The following is a 15,036-nucleotide window of genomic DNA, read 5'->3' as shown; positions in this document are numbered from 1 at the left end:
GCTGGGCGACCTTCGCCAGGTGCTCGCGCACGATGAACTTCTGCGGCTTACCGGAGGGGGTGCGCGGAATGCTGTCGGTGACCTCAAGGTACTCCGGCCAGTACTGCTTCGGCACCGACTTGGCGTCCAGGTGCTTCTTGAGCGCATCCATCGTCAGGGGCTCCCGGTGCGGTTCCATGACGACGACGGCGGCGGCGATCTCCTGGAGCCGGTCGTGCGGCATGCCGACGACCACGAGATCCCGGACGTCCGGGTGCTGGATGATGACGTCCTCAATCTTGGCGACCGGGACGTTCTCACCGCCGCGGATAATGACGTCCTTGCTGCGGCCGGACAGGGAGACGTAGCCGTCCTCGTCGATGACGGCGAGGTCACCGGTGTCGTACCAGTCGCCGTCCATCTCCTCGCGGGTCACGTCGAGCTGCCCCAGGTAACCGCGGAACAGGAACGGGCCCTGGACCTGCAAGCGCCCGATCTGGTTGGGCGGGACCTCGGTGCCGTCCTCGTCGACCGTGCGCACCTTCATGCCGTCGAGCGGGCGGCCGTCGGTGTTGGCGATCTTCTCGGGCGGGTCGGAGGGATGCCCCATCGTCGACAGGCAGCACTCGGTCATGCCCCAGCCGCCGAAGACGCTCATCTCCGGCAGCTTCTCCTTCGCCTCGGTGATGAAGCTGCGCGGGATCGGGGCGCCCATGCAGCAGAAGTGCTTGAGGCTGCTGAGGTCGTAGTGCTCTAGGTTCTCGGCGTAGAGGAGATCGTGCAGGAAGGTCGCCGCCCCGGAGGTGTGGTTGATGCGGTACTTCTCCACCAGGTAGACGAAGTAGTCGACGTTCCACACGTCCTGGAACACACCGGTCGCGCCCAGCATGAGCGGCAACGAGACGCCGTAAAGGTAGCCGGTGAGGTGGCCGAAGGTCGAGGCCATGTGGATGACTGATTCCTCGTTGAGGCCCAGCTTGTCCGGCCAGGGCAGGGCGCCGGCCAGGACCGTGTTGTGGGTGTGCATGACCCCCTTGGGCTTGCCCGTGGTGCCCGAGGTGAACATGATCAGCGCGATCTCGTTCGGGTCCGGGCGCAGGGGGGAGAAGTCCGCCGGGTTCGCTTCCCGACGCGCGCGCCCGATTTCCAGGAAGTTCTCGAAGTTGTCGAACCCCTTGCGGGTGTGGGTGCCGCGCAGGACGATGGTGTGCTTCAGATCCGGGAGATCGTCACGGAGACGGTCGACCATGTCCATGTAGTTGAAGTGGCGGAACGTTTCCGGGATGAACAGCACCGAGACCTTGGCGGTCTTGGCCATGTGCCCGATCTCCTTGTCCCGGTAGATCGGAATCAGCGGGTTGGTGATCGCGCCGACGCGCTGGGCCGCCAGGTGGATGACGAGCCACTCATACCAGTTGGGCAGCTGGATGCCGATGACGTCGGCGGGTTCCACCCCCAGCTCCAGGAGGGCGTGGGCGGCGAGGTCGACGTCGTCGGCCAGGCGGTTGTACGGGTGCCGGTTGTTCGGCTCGACGATGCACAGCTTGTGCGGGTGGGCCGCCACCGCCTCGTCGAAGTAGTCGAGGAGGATCTTGTTCTTCCAGTGTCCCGACTCCGTGTAGCGGGTGAGGTCGTCAGCGTCGAGCAGCATCTCAAACTGGGTAGGCATGGTGTGTCTCCGTTGTCAGAAGGGAAGTGTCTGGGGATCAGATCATCGTCAGGCCACCGGAGACGGACAGTGTCTGGCCGGTGATGTAGGAGGAGGCCGGGTTGGCCAGGAAAGCGACGGCGTTGGCCAGGTCCGCCGGGTCCGCCAGGCGACGCAGGGGGATGGCCTTCTCCAGGGCGGTGCGCAGCTTCGGGTTCTCCTCGGAGATGCTGGCGAACAGCGGGGTGTCGGCCGGCCCCGGGCACACGGCGTTGGCGGTGACGCCGTAGCGGGCGAACTCGCGGGCGATGGTCTTGGTGAAGGAGACGACGCCGCCCTTGCAGGCGGAGTACACGGCCTCACCGGAGGAACCGACGCGGGCGGCGTCGGAGCCGATGTTGATGATGGTGCCGCCGCCCTGCTCGACCATCCGCTTGCCGACGGACTGGCAGGTGTGCAACGGGCCGTAGAGGTTGATGGCGATGATGCGGTCCCAAACCTCTGGCTCCAGCTCGAGGAAGGGGCTGATCTTGTCCCAGCCGGCGTTGTTGATGAGCACGTCGATGCGGCCGTACTTCTCGACCACGTCGGCGGCCATCTGGTCCACGGCGGCGCGGTCGGTGACGTCGACGGCTACGCCGAGGGCGTCACCCGGCAGCTCGGCGGCGGTGGTGGCGGCGAGTTCGCCGTTGAGGTCGGCGACGACGACGCGGGCGCCCTCGTCGGCGAGACGCTCGGCGATCGCCTTGCCGATGCCCTGGGCCGCTCCGGTGACGATGCACACGCGGTCGGTCATGGTGGTGTCGGTGGTCATGGTGGTGTCTCCTGGGGTGTGGGTTGCTGGGTGCTTTGGTGGTCTTAGGGGGCGGCCTGGCGACCGAGGTTCTGACGGGCGATGATCAGCTTCATGATCTGCGCGGTGCCGTCGCCGATCTGCAGTCCGAGGACGTCGCGCAGGCGCTTTTCGACGGGCAGGTCACGCAGGTAGCCGAACTGACCGTGGGAGAGCAGGCACTGGTTGATGACGTCGTAGGCGGTCTTCGGCGCCCACCACTTGCACATGGCGGCCTCCCTGGTGTGGTCCCGGCCAGCGTCCTTCGACCAGAGGGTCTTCTGGCACAGGACCCGCGCGGCGGTCAGCAGGGTGTCCGCCTCCGCCAGGGGGAAGGACACGCCCTGGAACTTGCTGATGGGCTGGTCGAAGGCGATGCGCTCGGAGGTGTACTTCCAGGTCTCGTCGAGCGTCTGCTGGGCGGCGCCGATGACCTGCAGGCCAATGAGGGCGCGGGAGAAGTCGAAGCCCTGCATCACTTGGGTGAAGGCAGCACCCTCCTCCCCCAGCAGGTTGATCTCCGGGACGCGGACGTTGTCGAAGGTGACGAAGCCGCGGCCGACGGCGAGGGTGCCCATGTCGTTGGTCGGGGTCCTGCTCACGCCGTCGCGGTCGAGCTCGACGATGAAGGCGCTGATGCCTTTTCCGCGCCGGTCCTCCGAGGTGCGGGCGAAGATGACGGTCGCCCCGGCGTGCATGGCGAACGACATGGACTTCTTACCGTTGATCACCCACTCGTCACCGTCCTTGTGGGCGGTCGTGCGGGGGTTGCCGGCATCGGAGCCGCCCTCCGGCTCGGAGAGGCCGATGGCGACGATGTCGTCGCCGCTGGCGATCTTCGGCACCCAGGTGTTCTTGATCTCGTCGACGGCGTTACGCACGATGACCTGGGCCACCAGTGACCCGACGACCTGGACGTAGGAGACGTTGATGTCCGCGCGGGAGATTTCCTCGATGACCATGCCGGAGGTCAGCGCGTCGAGTCCCTGGCCACCGAGCTCCTTCGGCAGCTCCGGGGCGATGAAGCCGCGGCGGCCCATCTCCTGGCGCAGTTCGGTCCGGATGATCCGCTCATCCTCGCGCTGCTGCGCGGTGGGCATGATCTCTTCGGCGAACGCGCGGGCGTCGTCGACGAGCGCCTGGGTGGTGGGGTTGATGGTGAAGTCCATGGTTTTCCTTCCGGGGCCTGGTGGTGGACGGCCTAGTGGTGGACGACCTTGGAGGCGAAGTCCGGCTGGCGCTTCTCCGCGAATGCGTTGGCGCCCTCCATGCCCTCCTCCGACACCGCGTACAGGTCCAGTGCGCTCATGGCCATGTTCGACAGGCCCGCCTGATGGTCGGTGTCCGCGTTGAAGGACTGTTTGAGGAAGCGGATGGCGGTCGGGGACTTCTCGGCGATCTCAGCCGCCCAGGACAGCGCCTCGTCGATGAGCTGGTCCGGCTCCACGACCTCATTGACCAGGCCCCAACTCTTGGCTGTCTCTGCGTCGTACTGGCGGCAGAGGTACCAGATCTCGCGGGCGCGCTTCTCGCCGACGATGCGGGCGAGGAACGCGGAGCCGAAGCCGGCGTCGAAGGAGCCGACCTTCGGACCGGACTGGCCGAAACGGGCGGTGGAGGAGGCGATGGTCAGGTCGCAAAGGACGTGCAGGACGTGGCCGCCGCCGATGGCGATGCCGTTGACCGCGGCGATGACCGGCTTCGGGATGTCGCGGATGGTCTTGTGCAGCAGGCCGATCTCGAACAGGCCGGACTCCGAGGGTCCGTAGTCGCCGGTTTCCGCGCGCTGCTTGACGTCGCCGCCGGAGCAGAACGCCTTTTCGCCGGCGCCGGTGAGGATGACGGACTGTACGCCGTGGTCGGCCCAGGCCATCTTGAAGGCCTTGATGAGTTCCTCGACGGTCTGCGCGCGGAAGGCGTTGTAACGGTGCTCGCGGTTGATGGTGATCAGGGCGGCGGCGTCGCGACGCTCGTACAGGATGTCTTCAAAGTTCGGTGCGGTCATGGTGTTTCTCCTCGGGATCTCCGATGGGTCGGCTTAGTCGGCGATGGTGTCGGTGAGCAGCAGGTCGGAGTAGGCCTCGTAATACGCCGGTTTCAAGCCTGCGTAGAGATGGATGGAAATCTGGGTTTTCACGAATGTCTCGAAGGACATGCGCGTGGTGTAGTACCAGTGCTTCAGGGCCCAGGAGTGGGCGGCGATGAGCAGGTCGTAGGAGTACGTGCGGGCGTCCATGGGCCGGAAGTACCCGGCTGCGATCGCTTCCCGGGTGGCCTGAAGCATCGGCTGTCCGGTCTTGAGCTCCAACTGCTTGACGGTCTCCCGGGCCTGGGGACCGAGCTGGCCCGTTTCCCGGTAGGTCAGCAGCGTCGCGGCACGGTTATCGCGGATGACCTCGGCGTACGCCGTGAATCCGGCGGCGACGCGCCGAACCGGATCCTCGACCGGGGCGATGGACGCCGGCACTTCGATGGCCATCTGGTCGAGCACCCCCGTGATGACCGCCTGGACCAGCTCATCCTTGTTCGCGTAATAGCGGTAGATCAGACCAACCGAGACGCCGGCCCGTTCCGCCACCAGCTTCATCGAGGTTGCATGCGCCCCCCTCTCCTGCATGACTTCCGTCGCAGCACGAAGCAGCTGCGTGGTCCGAGCGTCCGAGCGCGCCGCCTTGGCGGCTTCGTCGGCCGTCTCGGGGGCCTTCGTGGAGATGTCAGAGGTCGGCATGGCCGTCCTTTCGTGTCGTCTTTCAGGGCGTCTTCCGGCCCATTAATGAACTGTAGTTCATATTGAATGAACCTTGGTTCATTAAAGTGAAGTGTGACACATATGAATTGAGAGCGCAATCACTTCTGACGTTTAAAGTTTTTGACATCACCCACTGGCGCGCTGCCCCCGCCGCACCCCGGAAGAGGCAGGGCAGCAATACGGGGTGACGGACAGGACACGGGGGCGACCCACCCCGCCCCAGGGACGCTCGCCGACGACACCTCGCCCGACTCCACCCGAAACCCGGTGTGATCACTATCATTTGGGTGAGATTTCCCGAATCTTCTTTACCCCTACCGCAAAGCGCAGGCCCCCATGAACGCTTCAGATGCACCGTTCACCAACGACGACAAGGCGATGGAGCAATTGCTCGTCGCCAAGCTCGATCTTGCGGGACGCGAAGACTCCCAGGTCGGCCGCATCGCCCTGGACGTGGGCGCCGCCATCGTGGACGGGACACTGAGGCCCAACGCGGATTTGAACTCAGTCGACCTGGCCAAGCAGTACGGGACCAGTCGCACCCCGGTACGCGAAGCGCTGCTCATCTTGGAGAAGAACGGGCTGGTGGACATCCCCCCTCGGCGGCGTCCGACCGTGGTCAATCTCCTGGCCTCCCCGATCGGGGACATCTACGAGGTCCGCGCCCTGATGACGGGCTATACGGTGACCCTTGTCTGCGATAAATGGCAGGGCAATGATCTGGATCGGATGGCGGAACTCGTCGCCTCCATGGAGAAGGCCTGCGCGGACAATGATCTTACGTCGTTTTTCTGGGCGAACATCTACTTCGGGGAAGAAGCCACCCGGATAGCAAACAACGAGGTCGTGGTGAAAATCTTCGACTCCCTCGGGCTGGCCAACCTCAGCCTGCGTCGCCAGTCGATGTCGCGGCCCGGCCGGATGGAGGCGTCCACAAGAGACCACGTCCGCCTGCTGGAGGCGATCAGAAGCCGGGACACCAGCCTCGCCCGGGCCCTGACCATGAGCATCACCCACGACGCGTATATCGCGTTGGCCAAGGCCACCCACGCGCCCGAACGGGAGTGGCCTTTCCGGTAGGCCACCGCCCGGCGTTGCCCCCTGCGCGTCTGGGTCCTGCCGGATTCCCCCTCGCAGCTCTGCACGATTCCTCCTTCTGGCCGGGCACGAGATATCGCCTGATCAGTGCTCCACCCATGCCAGATGAGGGCGGTGCTTGCCGCCCTGTCGGCCGGGAACCCTCGTGGCGGCAAGGGTCTTCACCGGGTGAAGGGGCATGGATTTTCCCTGAGGCCGACGACCCGCCCGCGGTCCAGGAGGAGGATGCGGGCGGCCACTTCACATCCGGGGCCGCCGGGCCAGCCCCCGCCATCTGCGCGGCTTACCCGGCTGAGAAGAACCGGGGGCCACACTCCCGAGAGACCTTCCTCGCCCTATCCTCTGCGGCCTCCACATTCCCGCCCGAGTCGCGGGCAAGGCGGTACTCGGCCGGCGCCCCGGGCGGCGCGTTCCAGCGACGGCAGTGAAGATCCTCGCCTGGAGATGACCCGCTTCGACACCCTCGGGACGCCAATCATGTCGACATCTTGACGTAACACTGATCACGTTTTAGGGTTAATCCCAGCCTTAATCACAACAAGCCACATCCAAAGTCGACACTTGGGGCGCCTCCTCCGAAAGGTGATCACATGATGAGCCTGAAAATAAAAGGTGCCCACACCACCGGTCGCGACTGCGGAACAGACCGTTCCGACTTCCTCCGGCACCCCACCGAGGGCGTCGCGGTCATCGTGGCTGATCACGATAAGGCCGCCGTCGATGAAACCGAGAAAACGGCCCCGCCGATGCACGAGGCTGGCGGACCAGACCGCCTGACGGGTCCGCCGCCTCACCACCACCGGTAGACCTGCCCCTCCGTTTCTCACCTGCGTCCCCCCTCCCCGTCCCCAGCGCAGAAACACGATGCCCGGAACAGCTCGCCGGTTCCAGTCTTCTTGCGGCTGCACATCCGTAACTCACTGAGGAGTTGCCATGTCACGTCCCACCCTCGCCCCACCCGCCCCTGGCGTCACCCCGCCAGAATCTTCCGCCAGGAAGAGCCTGTGGAGCTACGAGAACAAGCTGGTCCTGCTGTTCTTCTTCGCCGTCGGACTCATCTGTTTCGACCGGCTCGCGATCAACTTCCTGATGCCGTACATCCAGCAGGATCTTGGGATCAACAACACGCAGGTCGGCATGCTGTCCGCCGCCGCCGCCCTGACCTGGGCCATCGCCTCCGTCATTGGCGGGAGGCTCTCGGACAAGGTCCCGTCGAAGCGGATGTTCCTGGTCTTCCTCATCATCATGTTCTCCGTGGCGTCGATGATGCAGGGCCTGGTCGGCGGATTCATCCAGCTTCTCATCCTGCGTTTGATCATGGGTCTGTTCGAAGGCCCGGCCATTCCGGTCACCCAGTCGGTGCTGGCGATTGAATCATCGCCGCATCGTCGTGGCCTCAACCTGGGGTTCGCCATGAACACCGCCCAGGGCCTGTTCGGTTCCATCCTTGCCCCGATCGCCATTGTCGCCCTGGCCGAGGCCTTCGATTGGCGCTCCGCGTTCTACTTCACGATGCTTCCGGGCCTGGTCATCGCGTTCTTCGTGTGGCGCATCATGCGGGAACCGGAGGCACAGGCCGGTGGGGCGGAGGATCGGGGGAAGGAGCCCCGGGAAGGGCGCTCCACGGGTGAGATCGGCCAGGTCCTGCGGAACCGCAACGTCCTGATGTCGGTCCTGATGTTCGGTGGAATCATGGTCTTCGCCATCGTCCTGCAGGTCTTCGGGCCCTTGATGATGACCAATGAGCGCGGCTACACGCCGACCCAGATGTCCGTGATCATGTCCGCCTTCGGTGTGGGCACCGCGCTCTGGGGATTCGTGATTCCGATGGTCTCCGATCATCTCGGCCGTAAGCCGGTGGCGATAATGTTCGCTCCTTTCACGGTGATCGCCCCGTTCGCCGTGATCTACGTCGACAATATGGCGCTTCTTGCCCTGTCGATGTTCGTCTCCGCCGCGGCTATGGGTGTTCTCGGCATGGCCCTGAGCGTCATCCCGGTGGAGGCCGTGTCTCCGACGATGGCGGGTCTCGCCGTCGGTATTCCGGTCGGTTTCGGTGAAATCCTCGGCGGCTTCCTCGCCCCGATCCTCGCCGGCGCCCTCGCCGATTCACACGGCCTGTCCGCCTCCCTGCTCGTGGCCGCCGGCGGCGGTCTCATCGCGACCCTGGCGGCCCTGTTCCTCCGCGAGACCTCACCACGGGTTCTCGCCCGACGCGACGGCGGTCGCCGACCCGTCACCGTGGTCTCTGAAGAGCGCTAATCCCCCGTATCCCCTGTTCGACTCCCCGAAAGGCCCCTGATTCCCATGCTGAAAAACCCGCCGAAGATTACGAGCGCCCTCGCGGCAGGCGCACTGCTGTTCACTGTGGTGTCGTGCACCCCGCCCGCCGACAACGCCTCCGCAGAAACCGTCGAGTCCTCCTCGTCGTCCGCGTCGGCGGCGGGGAGTTCTTCGGAGCGCACTAAGCCAGCCCCTGCCGCCGGTTGGTCCGAGAGGCTCATCGACGCCCCGTACAAGCCGGAGGACCTCGTGGAGACGTCGTCGGGTGCGGTCATCGTCAGCGCCATGGCGGAGAACCCGGGTGAGAGCGGCTCCTCCGGTTCGCTGTACTACATGGACCCGGACACGACGGAGATCTCGCCGGCATGGCCCAGCCAGTCCGTCGCCAGCGAGCTGGACGCTGAGCTTTTCGGGGAGTGCTCGGGTCCGCTCGGCGAGGAGGAGACCTCCCCGCATGGAATCACCGTGGAATCCGCTGACGACGGAGCCGAACGCCTCTACGTCGTCAACCACGGCGGCCGGGAGAGCATCGAGGTTTTCGACGTTTTGGACGACGGCGGGCAACCCGGGCTCACCTGGATCGGGTGCGTCGAACTCCCGGAGGGAAGCTTCGGCAACGGGGTGGCGGCAGACCCGAACAGCGACGGATTCTTCGTCACCCATTTCCTCAACCCGGCCGACATGGAAAATGAATTCCAGCGGGCTTTCGCGGGCGAGGACACCGGGCACGTGCTGCACTGGACTCCGGAGTCCGGGTGGACCCAGCTGCCCCAGTCCACGATGTCCACCCCCAACGGAATCGCGGTCTCGGAGGACGGGGAAAGCCTCTACGTGGCGTCCTGGGGCGGCAGGAAACTTGTCGAGCTCGACCCCTCCTCCGGCGCCGTTCTTCGCGAGACCCCCGTCGACATCATGCCGGACAACCTGCGCTTCACCGACTCGGGAGCCGTCCTGGTGACCGGTCAGGTCATCGACAGTTTCGACACTTTCGTGGGCTACGAATTCGGGGGCGTGCAGCCCGAGGACCGCTACGACATCCTGGAACTGGATCCGGAGAGCTTCACCACCACGGTGTTCGCGGAGGGTTCCGTCGCCGGGTTCGGCAACCCCACCACCGCGCTTCCCGTCGGAGAGAAGGTCTTTGTCGGAGCGGTGGCCGGCACCCACATTCTGGAGCTGTCCCAGCGGTAGCCGCAGACACGCATGAGAAGTGAGGGGGCCCGGGCACAGTCCCAGCCCCCTCTCCCGTTTTCCGGGGTCGGCCACCCGCTCAAACACCGCGCCCAGCAGCGCAGTTGAGCCGCGACGTTGGGCCGGACGGGGGCAGCGAGCCCCTCGGGCGCGCACCTGAGCCACCCAATTCTGCCCACGCTTCAGATCGTGAAGGTTCTCACGGACGAACCGGCGGCGGCTGCCGATCCTCGCCCTGAGCACGGCGCGAACACCGCGCTGAGGGACGCAACGACGCCGGTTCGGCAGGTGGACGTGCGGGGCCGGGAAAGTTTTCACCCCCAACTACTAGACAGGTGTCTAGTAGTTTGCTTGAATATGACCCACCCCACAAGTAATCGAGAAAGGTCGTCCATGACTCAGCCAACACAGAAGCTCGCCGGCAAGGTCGCCGTCGTCACCGGCGCCGCATCCGGAATGGGCCGGGCAACCGTCCGCACCTTCGTCGAGCAGGGCGCGAAGGTCTACGCCCTCGACATTTCCCAGGACACGCTCGCTCGCGAGTACGAGGGCAACGACAACGTCGTCGCCCGCGCCTGCGACATCTCGGATTCGGCAGCGGTCAACGCCGTCTTCGAGGAGATCACCGAGCAGGAGGGCAAGCTCGACACGCTGGTCAACGCCGCCGGAATCAGCACTCCGGGACGTCGGGCCACCGAGTGGATGGACGACATCAACCACCGCATGATCGCCGCCATGAAAGCCGGTGAACCCTTCAACCCGGAGTTCATGACGGCAATCCCGGACGAGGACTTCGACCGGGTCCTGAAGATCAATCTCTACGGCAGCTTCTACACCATCCGCGCCGCCGTTCCCCTGCTCAAGGCGGCGGGTGGCGGCTCCATCACCAATTTCGCCTCCATCGCGGGGCTCGTCTCGCTTCCCATGCCGGCCTACTACCCGGCGTCGAAGGCCGCCGTCATCGGCATGACCAAGTCCGCCGCCGGTGAGCTCGCCCCCTTCGGCATTCGCGTCAACGCACTCGCGCCGGCCGGCATCAACACCGCGATGCTCAACCAGTCCGGCGACGACCACGTCCAGGCCCTGCTGTCCCTGCAGCCCCTCAAGCGCCTGGCCGAGCCCGAAGAGGTGGCCCAGACCCTGCTTTTCCTGGCCAGCGACGACTCCAGGCACTACACCGGGCAGGTGTTCTCCCCCTCCGGCGGCGCCTACCTGGCCAGCTAACTCCTCTCACCGACACCCCCGCAAAGGACATCACCCATGGCACTGAACCAGAAGCAGCTCAAGCGCGTCGAGGACGAGATCAAGGCCGACATCGACCGCGGCGACTACGACGGCGTCCACATGATCGTCGCCCAGCACGGCGAGATCGAGCTGGAGACCGTGTACGGCTACGCCGAGCGCGCCACCGAACGCCCGCTCAAGGACGACGACATCTTCCGCCCGCTGTCCCTGTCCAAGGGCTACACCAACGGCCTCATCTACCGGGCCCTGAGCGAGGGAAAGCTGACCCTGGCCACCCGCGTCATCGACGTCATCCCGGAGTTCCTGGGCACCAACCAGTTCCACATGCTGCGCAAGGATCAGATCAACCTGGGCCACCTCCTGACCCACCGCTCGGGAATGCCGGCCACGCCCCTGCCCGGCGTGGGCCAGGACCAGATGGCCGATCTCTCCGCGGTCATCGCAGGGCTCGGTTCCGTCGACGTCATCCACGACCCGGGCACGCGCGTGAACTACTCCCCCGCCATCAACCACGCGCTCATGGGTGAAATGGCCCGCCGCGTCTACGGCTACGACTCCTTCGCCAAGCTCGCGCAGGATCTCATCTTCGAGCCGCTGGGCATGAGGGACACCGCGTTCGGTCTTCCCGTCGACAAGCGGGATCGCGCAGTTCCCATCAAGGTCTACCTCGAGGGCGGCTTCCTTCGCCCGGAGGACATCGAGGTCTTCAACGACCTCATCGACGAGAACGCCGAGATGCCGTGGGTCGGCTCCACCACCACCGCCCGCGACGTCTTCGCCTGGGTCGAACTGCTGCGCCGCAAGGGCGAGCTCGACGGCGACTACCTGATCTCCCCGAAGGTCATCGAGCGGGCGGGCAGGATTCACACCGGCGAGCTGATGAACGATCTCTACGGCATGGTCAACCACGAGCGCGGCTGGGAGCTGCCGAAGGGAAACATCGGCCTCGGCGTCATCGTCAACGGCGACGGCATCGCCCCCAACTTCTTCGGCCCCTTCACCAGCCCGAACGCCTACGGCAACAACGGCGCCGGCTCCACCCTCTACTGGATCGACCCGGACAACGACGTGACCTTCACCTTCCTGTCCGCCGGCGTCCTGGACGAGGGCGACAACGTCGAACGCTTCCTCAAGATCTCCTCCATGGTCTCCGCGGCCATCGTCTCCTAAGGAACCTCCAACATGACCACCGCCACCACCGGAAAGTGCCCGGTCGCCCACGGCTTCGACGCCATGGCCGATCCCTACTACGTCGACCCCGCCAAGTACCTGAAGCCCTTCTCCGATGAGCACCCGGTGTTCTTCTACGAGCACATGAACGCCTGGATCGTCACCCGCCGCGAGGACGCCCTCGAGGTCCTGTCGGACTGGCAGAGGTACTCCTCCACCGCGAACTCGGCGGAAATCGAGATCCCGGCGGAGCACCGCCACGTCATTTCCCCGGAACTGATGCAGACGATGCTGCTGGGTTCCGATCCGGACGGGCACACCCGCCATCGCGCCGTGTCGCAGATGGGCTTCCTCGCCGAGGACATGGACGCGCTCGCACCGGAGATCGAGGCCCGCGCGCACCGGATCATCGACACCTTCGAAAACGACGGCCGGGCCGAGCTCATCGGCGCCTACTGCCTGGAACTGACCACGCAGACCCTGCTGGCGCACATGGGGCTGGGCTACGAGTACGCGGACTTCATCAAGCAGCTGCGCGACGATTTCTTCATGGTGCTGTCCTCCGCGCACGAACCTTTCGAGGAGCCGCTGCGCAGCCAGGTGTGGAACCGCTACATCGAGTCCAACCTGCTTCTGCGCGAGCTTGTCGAGCAGCGCCGCGAGTCCGCCGACCGGGACCTGATCTCCATCATGGCCTCGCAGAAGAACCCGGACGGGTCCTGGGCGCTCGGAGCCGACGAGATTGCGCTTCACCTCACCGAGTTCGCCGCCGCCGGCACCGACACCACCGCCCAGGCCATGGCCAACGCCATCATCTTCCTGCAGGCCAACCCGGAAGCCCGGGAGGAGGCGCTGGCGGAGCCTGAGCTGTGGCCGCGCGTGTTCATCGAGACGATCCGTCGTCGCAACTCCTCGACCTTCACCGGCCGCCTGGCGAAGGTGGACACTGAGATCTCGGGGGTGCCGATCAAGGCCGGCGACCGCGTTCTCATCTCGCTGACCTCGGCCAACACCGACGAAAGCTTCTTCGCCAGGCCGCTCGACTTCGACATCCACCGCCCGAACCTGGACGAGCACCTGAGCTTTTCGACCGGTCGCCACAAGTGCCTCGGCAACCCCCTGGCCAAGGTCCAGGCCCCGGCCGGGCTGCGGGTCCTTTTCGAGCGCCTTCCCTCCCTGCGGGTCGATGACCCGGAGGCAGTCGACTTCGTCAAGTTCGCCCTCCTTCCCGCCCGCCGCTCCCTGCCCGTGTCATGGGACGTCGCCGACGTGGAGCGCACCTCGAAGCAGTCCATCCGGACGTTGAACCTCACCGTCGCCAGGCGCACCGTCGAATCCGACGGCGTGGTGTCCCTGACGCTTGCGCATCCGGACGGCGGCGAGCTGCCCAGGTGGAAGCCGGGCGCCCACATCGACCTGCACCTGCCGGGCAAGGACGCCAACGGCGAGGACATCGTCCGGCAGTACTCCCTGTCGGGGGACCCGGAGGATCGCCAGACCTACCGCGTCGGCGTGCTGCGCGAAGCCGACGGCAAGGGCGGTTCCGTCGCCGTCCACGACCGCGTCCACGAGGGCGACACGATCACCGTCTCCTGGCCCCGCAACAATTTCCGTTTCGCCGACGCCGGCGCCTACCTCTTCATCGCCGGCGGCATCGGCATCACCCCGATTCTCCCGATGGTCCGGCAGGCGCAGGCCGCCGGCAAGCCGTGGAAACTCGTCTACGGTGGCCGCACCCGGGGCAGCATGGCCTTCCGCCAGGAGCTGGCGCCGTACGGTGAGAACGTGGAGCTGATCCCGCAGGACGAACTCGGCCACATCGATCTGCCGGGAATCCTGGAGCGGGTGCAGGACGATGTGCTAATCTACGCCTGCGGTCCGGCCGGGCTTCTCGACGCCGCCGAAGCCAACGCCGCGCACTGGCCGGCCAACAGCCTGCGCCTCGAGCGTTTCACCCCGAAGGAGATCGTGCGCGACTACGCGGACGCCGCCTTCGAGGTCGAATTCGCCGATTCCGAGGTGACCGTCACCGTCGGGGCGGAGGAAACCATCCTCGACGCCGCCGAGAAGGCGGGCTTGACGACGATCTCCTCCTGCCGCACCGGCACCTGCGGCACCTGCGAGACCCGGCTGATCTCCGGGGAGGCGGACCACCGGGACTCCATCCTCACCCCGGACGAGCAGGCGGCCAACGACACCATGATGATCTGCGTCTCGCGCGCGGCCCAGGGCTGCCCCAGGCTGGTGCTCGACCGCTAGCTGAGCGCGTCCGGCTGAAACAGCGCCAACCACTGCCGGGTCAACGCCTCGAGAACGAACTCCTCGTTCTCGAGGCGTTGGCGTCCGTACAGGAAGTAGAAATTACGGTCCAGCCCCATCCACAGCGCGATGAAATTCTGCTTGAGCTGCTTGTCCCCCTCCAGTTCCGGGATGGAGTCCGCGATGCTGTGCATGATGTCCAGCCAGGCCCCCGCAACCTCCTCGTTCTCCGTCATCGCCATCTCGATGGCCATGAACACGGTGCGCTTCTCGATCCACAGGTCCTTGATCGTCTGGAGCCACCGACTAATGCTCTCCGCATCGTGCGGCTGGGTCGCGAACAGCTCGAGGAAGGGCGCCCCCAGCCGCTTCTCGATGCCGTACATGTAGGCCAGGACGATCTCCGCCTTGCCGTGGAAATGCAGGTAGAGATTAGCTCGGGAACCGCCGCCCCGGACGGCGATCTGGTTCATGCTCGTGCCCGGATAACCTTTCTCCGCGAAAAGCTCGAATGCCGCGTCGATGAATGACTGACGCGTCTTCTCCGGATCACGCTGGGCTTTGTGCATGTTCTTCATCCTA

Annotated in this window: 11 protein-coding genes and 1 pseudogene; 6 read left to right on the top strand and 6 right to left on the bottom strand. The window is 65.6% G+C overall.

The window, feature by feature from the left end:
- Nucleotides 1-58: 58 nt before the first annotated feature.
- The 5 genes and pseudogenes from CGUA_RS01810 to CGUA_RS01790 form a co-directional block, all read right to left on the bottom strand.
- Nucleotides 59-1,630, bottom strand: a pseudogene (locus CGUA_RS01810) (AMP-binding protein); the annotation flags it as partial.
- Nucleotides 1,631-1,685: 55 nt separating this feature from the next.
- Nucleotides 1,686-2,441 (bottom strand): SDR family NAD(P)-dependent oxidoreductase, encoded by a 756-nt coding sequence (locus CGUA_RS01805; RefSeq protein WP_290197136.1) that lies wholly within the window; start codon nt 2,439-2,441, stop codon nt 1,686-1,688.
- A gap of 44 nt (nt 2,442-2,485) precedes the next feature.
- Nucleotides 2,486-3,628, bottom strand: a complete 1,143-nt coding sequence (locus tag CGUA_RS01800) for an acyl-CoA dehydrogenase family protein (protein ID WP_290197134.1) — start codon at nt 3,626-3,628, stop codon at nt 2,486-2,488.
- Nucleotides 3,629-3,660: 32 nt separating this feature from the next.
- Entirely contained in the window at nt 3,661-4,464 is an 804-nt protein-coding gene (locus CGUA_RS01795; RefSeq protein ID WP_290197132.1) for an enoyl-CoA hydratase-related protein, read from the bottom strand.
- Between the two features lie 33 nt (nt 4,465-4,497).
- A complete protein-coding gene (locus tag CGUA_RS01790) occupies nt 4,498-5,187 on the bottom strand; it encodes a TetR/AcrR family transcriptional regulator (protein ID WP_290197130.1) in 690 nt (229 codons plus the stop codon).
- 357 nt (nt 5,188-5,544) lie between these two features.
- Here CGUA_RS01790 and CGUA_RS01785 point away from each other — a divergent pair, with 357 nt between their 5' ends.
- From CGUA_RS01785 to CGUA_RS01760, 6 genes are all read left to right on the top strand, one after another.
- Nucleotides 5,545-6,288: a GntR family transcriptional regulator gene (locus CGUA_RS01785; protein ID WP_290197128.1), complete on the top strand. Its 744-nt coding sequence runs from the start codon at nt 5,545-5,547 to the stop codon at nt 6,286-6,288.
- A 951-nt stretch (nt 6,289-7,239) separates the two neighbouring features.
- The gene (locus CGUA_RS01780) at nt 7,240-8,568 is read left to right on the top strand and encodes an MFS transporter (protein ID WP_290197125.1); all 1,329 of its coding nucleotides are present in this window, start codon (nt 7,240-7,242) and stop codon (nt 8,566-8,568) included.
- A gap of 45 nt (nt 8,569-8,613) precedes the next feature.
- Nucleotides 8,614-9,780 carry an SMP-30/gluconolactonase/LRE family protein gene (locus tag CGUA_RS01775; RefSeq protein ID WP_290197123.1) on the top strand — a complete coding sequence of 389 codons (1,167 nt, stop codon included), beginning with the start codon at nt 8,614-8,616 and terminating at the stop codon, nt 9,778-9,780.
- A gap of 393 nt (nt 9,781-10,173) precedes the next feature.
- Nucleotides 10,174-11,004, top strand: a complete 831-nt coding sequence (locus CGUA_RS01770) for an SDR family NAD(P)-dependent oxidoreductase (RefSeq protein ID WP_290197121.1) — start codon at nt 10,174-10,176, stop codon at nt 11,002-11,004.
- Between the two features lie 36 nt (nt 11,005-11,040).
- Nucleotides 11,041-12,195: a serine hydrolase domain-containing protein gene (locus CGUA_RS01765; protein ID WP_290197119.1), complete on the top strand. Its 1,155-nt coding sequence runs from the start codon at nt 11,041-11,043 to the stop codon at nt 12,193-12,195.
- Between the two features lie 12 nt (nt 12,196-12,207).
- Nucleotides 12,208-14,454, top strand: a complete 2,247-nt coding sequence (locus tag CGUA_RS01760; protein ID WP_290197116.1) for a cytochrome P450 — start codon at nt 12,208-12,210, stop codon at nt 14,452-14,454.
- On the opposite strand, the gene CGUA_RS01755 is transcribed toward CGUA_RS01760, so the two are convergent.
- Nucleotides 14,451-15,032: a TetR/AcrR family transcriptional regulator gene (locus CGUA_RS01755; RefSeq protein ID WP_290197115.1), complete on the bottom strand. Its 582-nt coding sequence runs from the start codon at nt 15,030-15,032 to the stop codon at nt 14,451-14,453. The genes CGUA_RS01760 and CGUA_RS01755 overlap by 4 nt on opposite strands.
- Between the last annotated feature and the right edge of the window lie 4 nt (nt 15,033-15,036).

Origin of the sequence: Corynebacterium guangdongense (genome assembly GCF_030408915.1) — a bacterium.
GTDB classification, from domain to species: Bacteria; Actinomycetota; Actinomycetes; order Mycobacteriales; family Mycobacteriaceae; genus Corynebacterium; species Corynebacterium guangdongense.
This window is presented reverse-complemented; position numbering and strand designations above follow the sequence as displayed.

What these genes read in the sequence shown, in the direction of transcription:
- CGUA_RS01805 (WP_290197136.1), bottom strand. Translation starts at nt 2,441, where the DNA reads ATGACCACCGACACCACCATGACCGACCGCGTGTGCATCGTCACCGGA.
- CGUA_RS01800 (WP_290197134.1), bottom strand. Translation starts at nt 3,628, where the DNA reads ATGGACTTCACCATCAACCCCACCACCCAGGCGCTCGTCGACGACGCC.
- CGUA_RS01795 (WP_290197132.1), bottom strand. Translation starts at nt 4,464, where the DNA reads ATGACCGCACCGAACTTTGAAGACATCCTGTACGAGCGTCGCGACGCC.
- CGUA_RS01790 (WP_290197130.1), bottom strand. Translation starts at nt 5,187, where the DNA reads ATGCCGACCTCTGACATCTCCACGAAGGCCCCCGAGACGGCCGACGAA.
- CGUA_RS01785 (WP_290197128.1), top strand. Translation starts at nt 5,545, where the DNA reads ATGAACGCTTCAGATGCACCGTTCACCAACGACGACAAGGCGATGGAG.
- CGUA_RS01780 (WP_290197125.1), top strand. Translation starts at nt 7,240, where the DNA reads ATGTCACGTCCCACCCTCGCCCCACCCGCCCCTGGCGTCACCCCGCCA.
- CGUA_RS01775 (WP_290197123.1), top strand. Translation starts at nt 8,614, where the DNA reads ATGCTGAAAAACCCGCCGAAGATTACGAGCGCCCTCGCGGCAGGCGCA.
- CGUA_RS01770 (WP_290197121.1), top strand. Translation starts at nt 10,174, where the DNA reads ATGACTCAGCCAACACAGAAGCTCGCCGGCAAGGTCGCCGTCGTCACC.
- CGUA_RS01765 (WP_290197119.1), top strand. Translation starts at nt 11,041, where the DNA reads ATGGCACTGAACCAGAAGCAGCTCAAGCGCGTCGAGGACGAGATCAAG.
- CGUA_RS01760 (WP_290197116.1), top strand. Translation starts at nt 12,208, where the DNA reads ATGACCACCGCCACCACCGGAAAGTGCCCGGTCGCCCACGGCTTCGAC.
- CGUA_RS01755 (WP_290197115.1), bottom strand. Translation starts at nt 15,032, where the DNA reads ATGAAGAACATGCACAAAGCCCAGCGTGATCCGGAGAAGACGCGTCAG.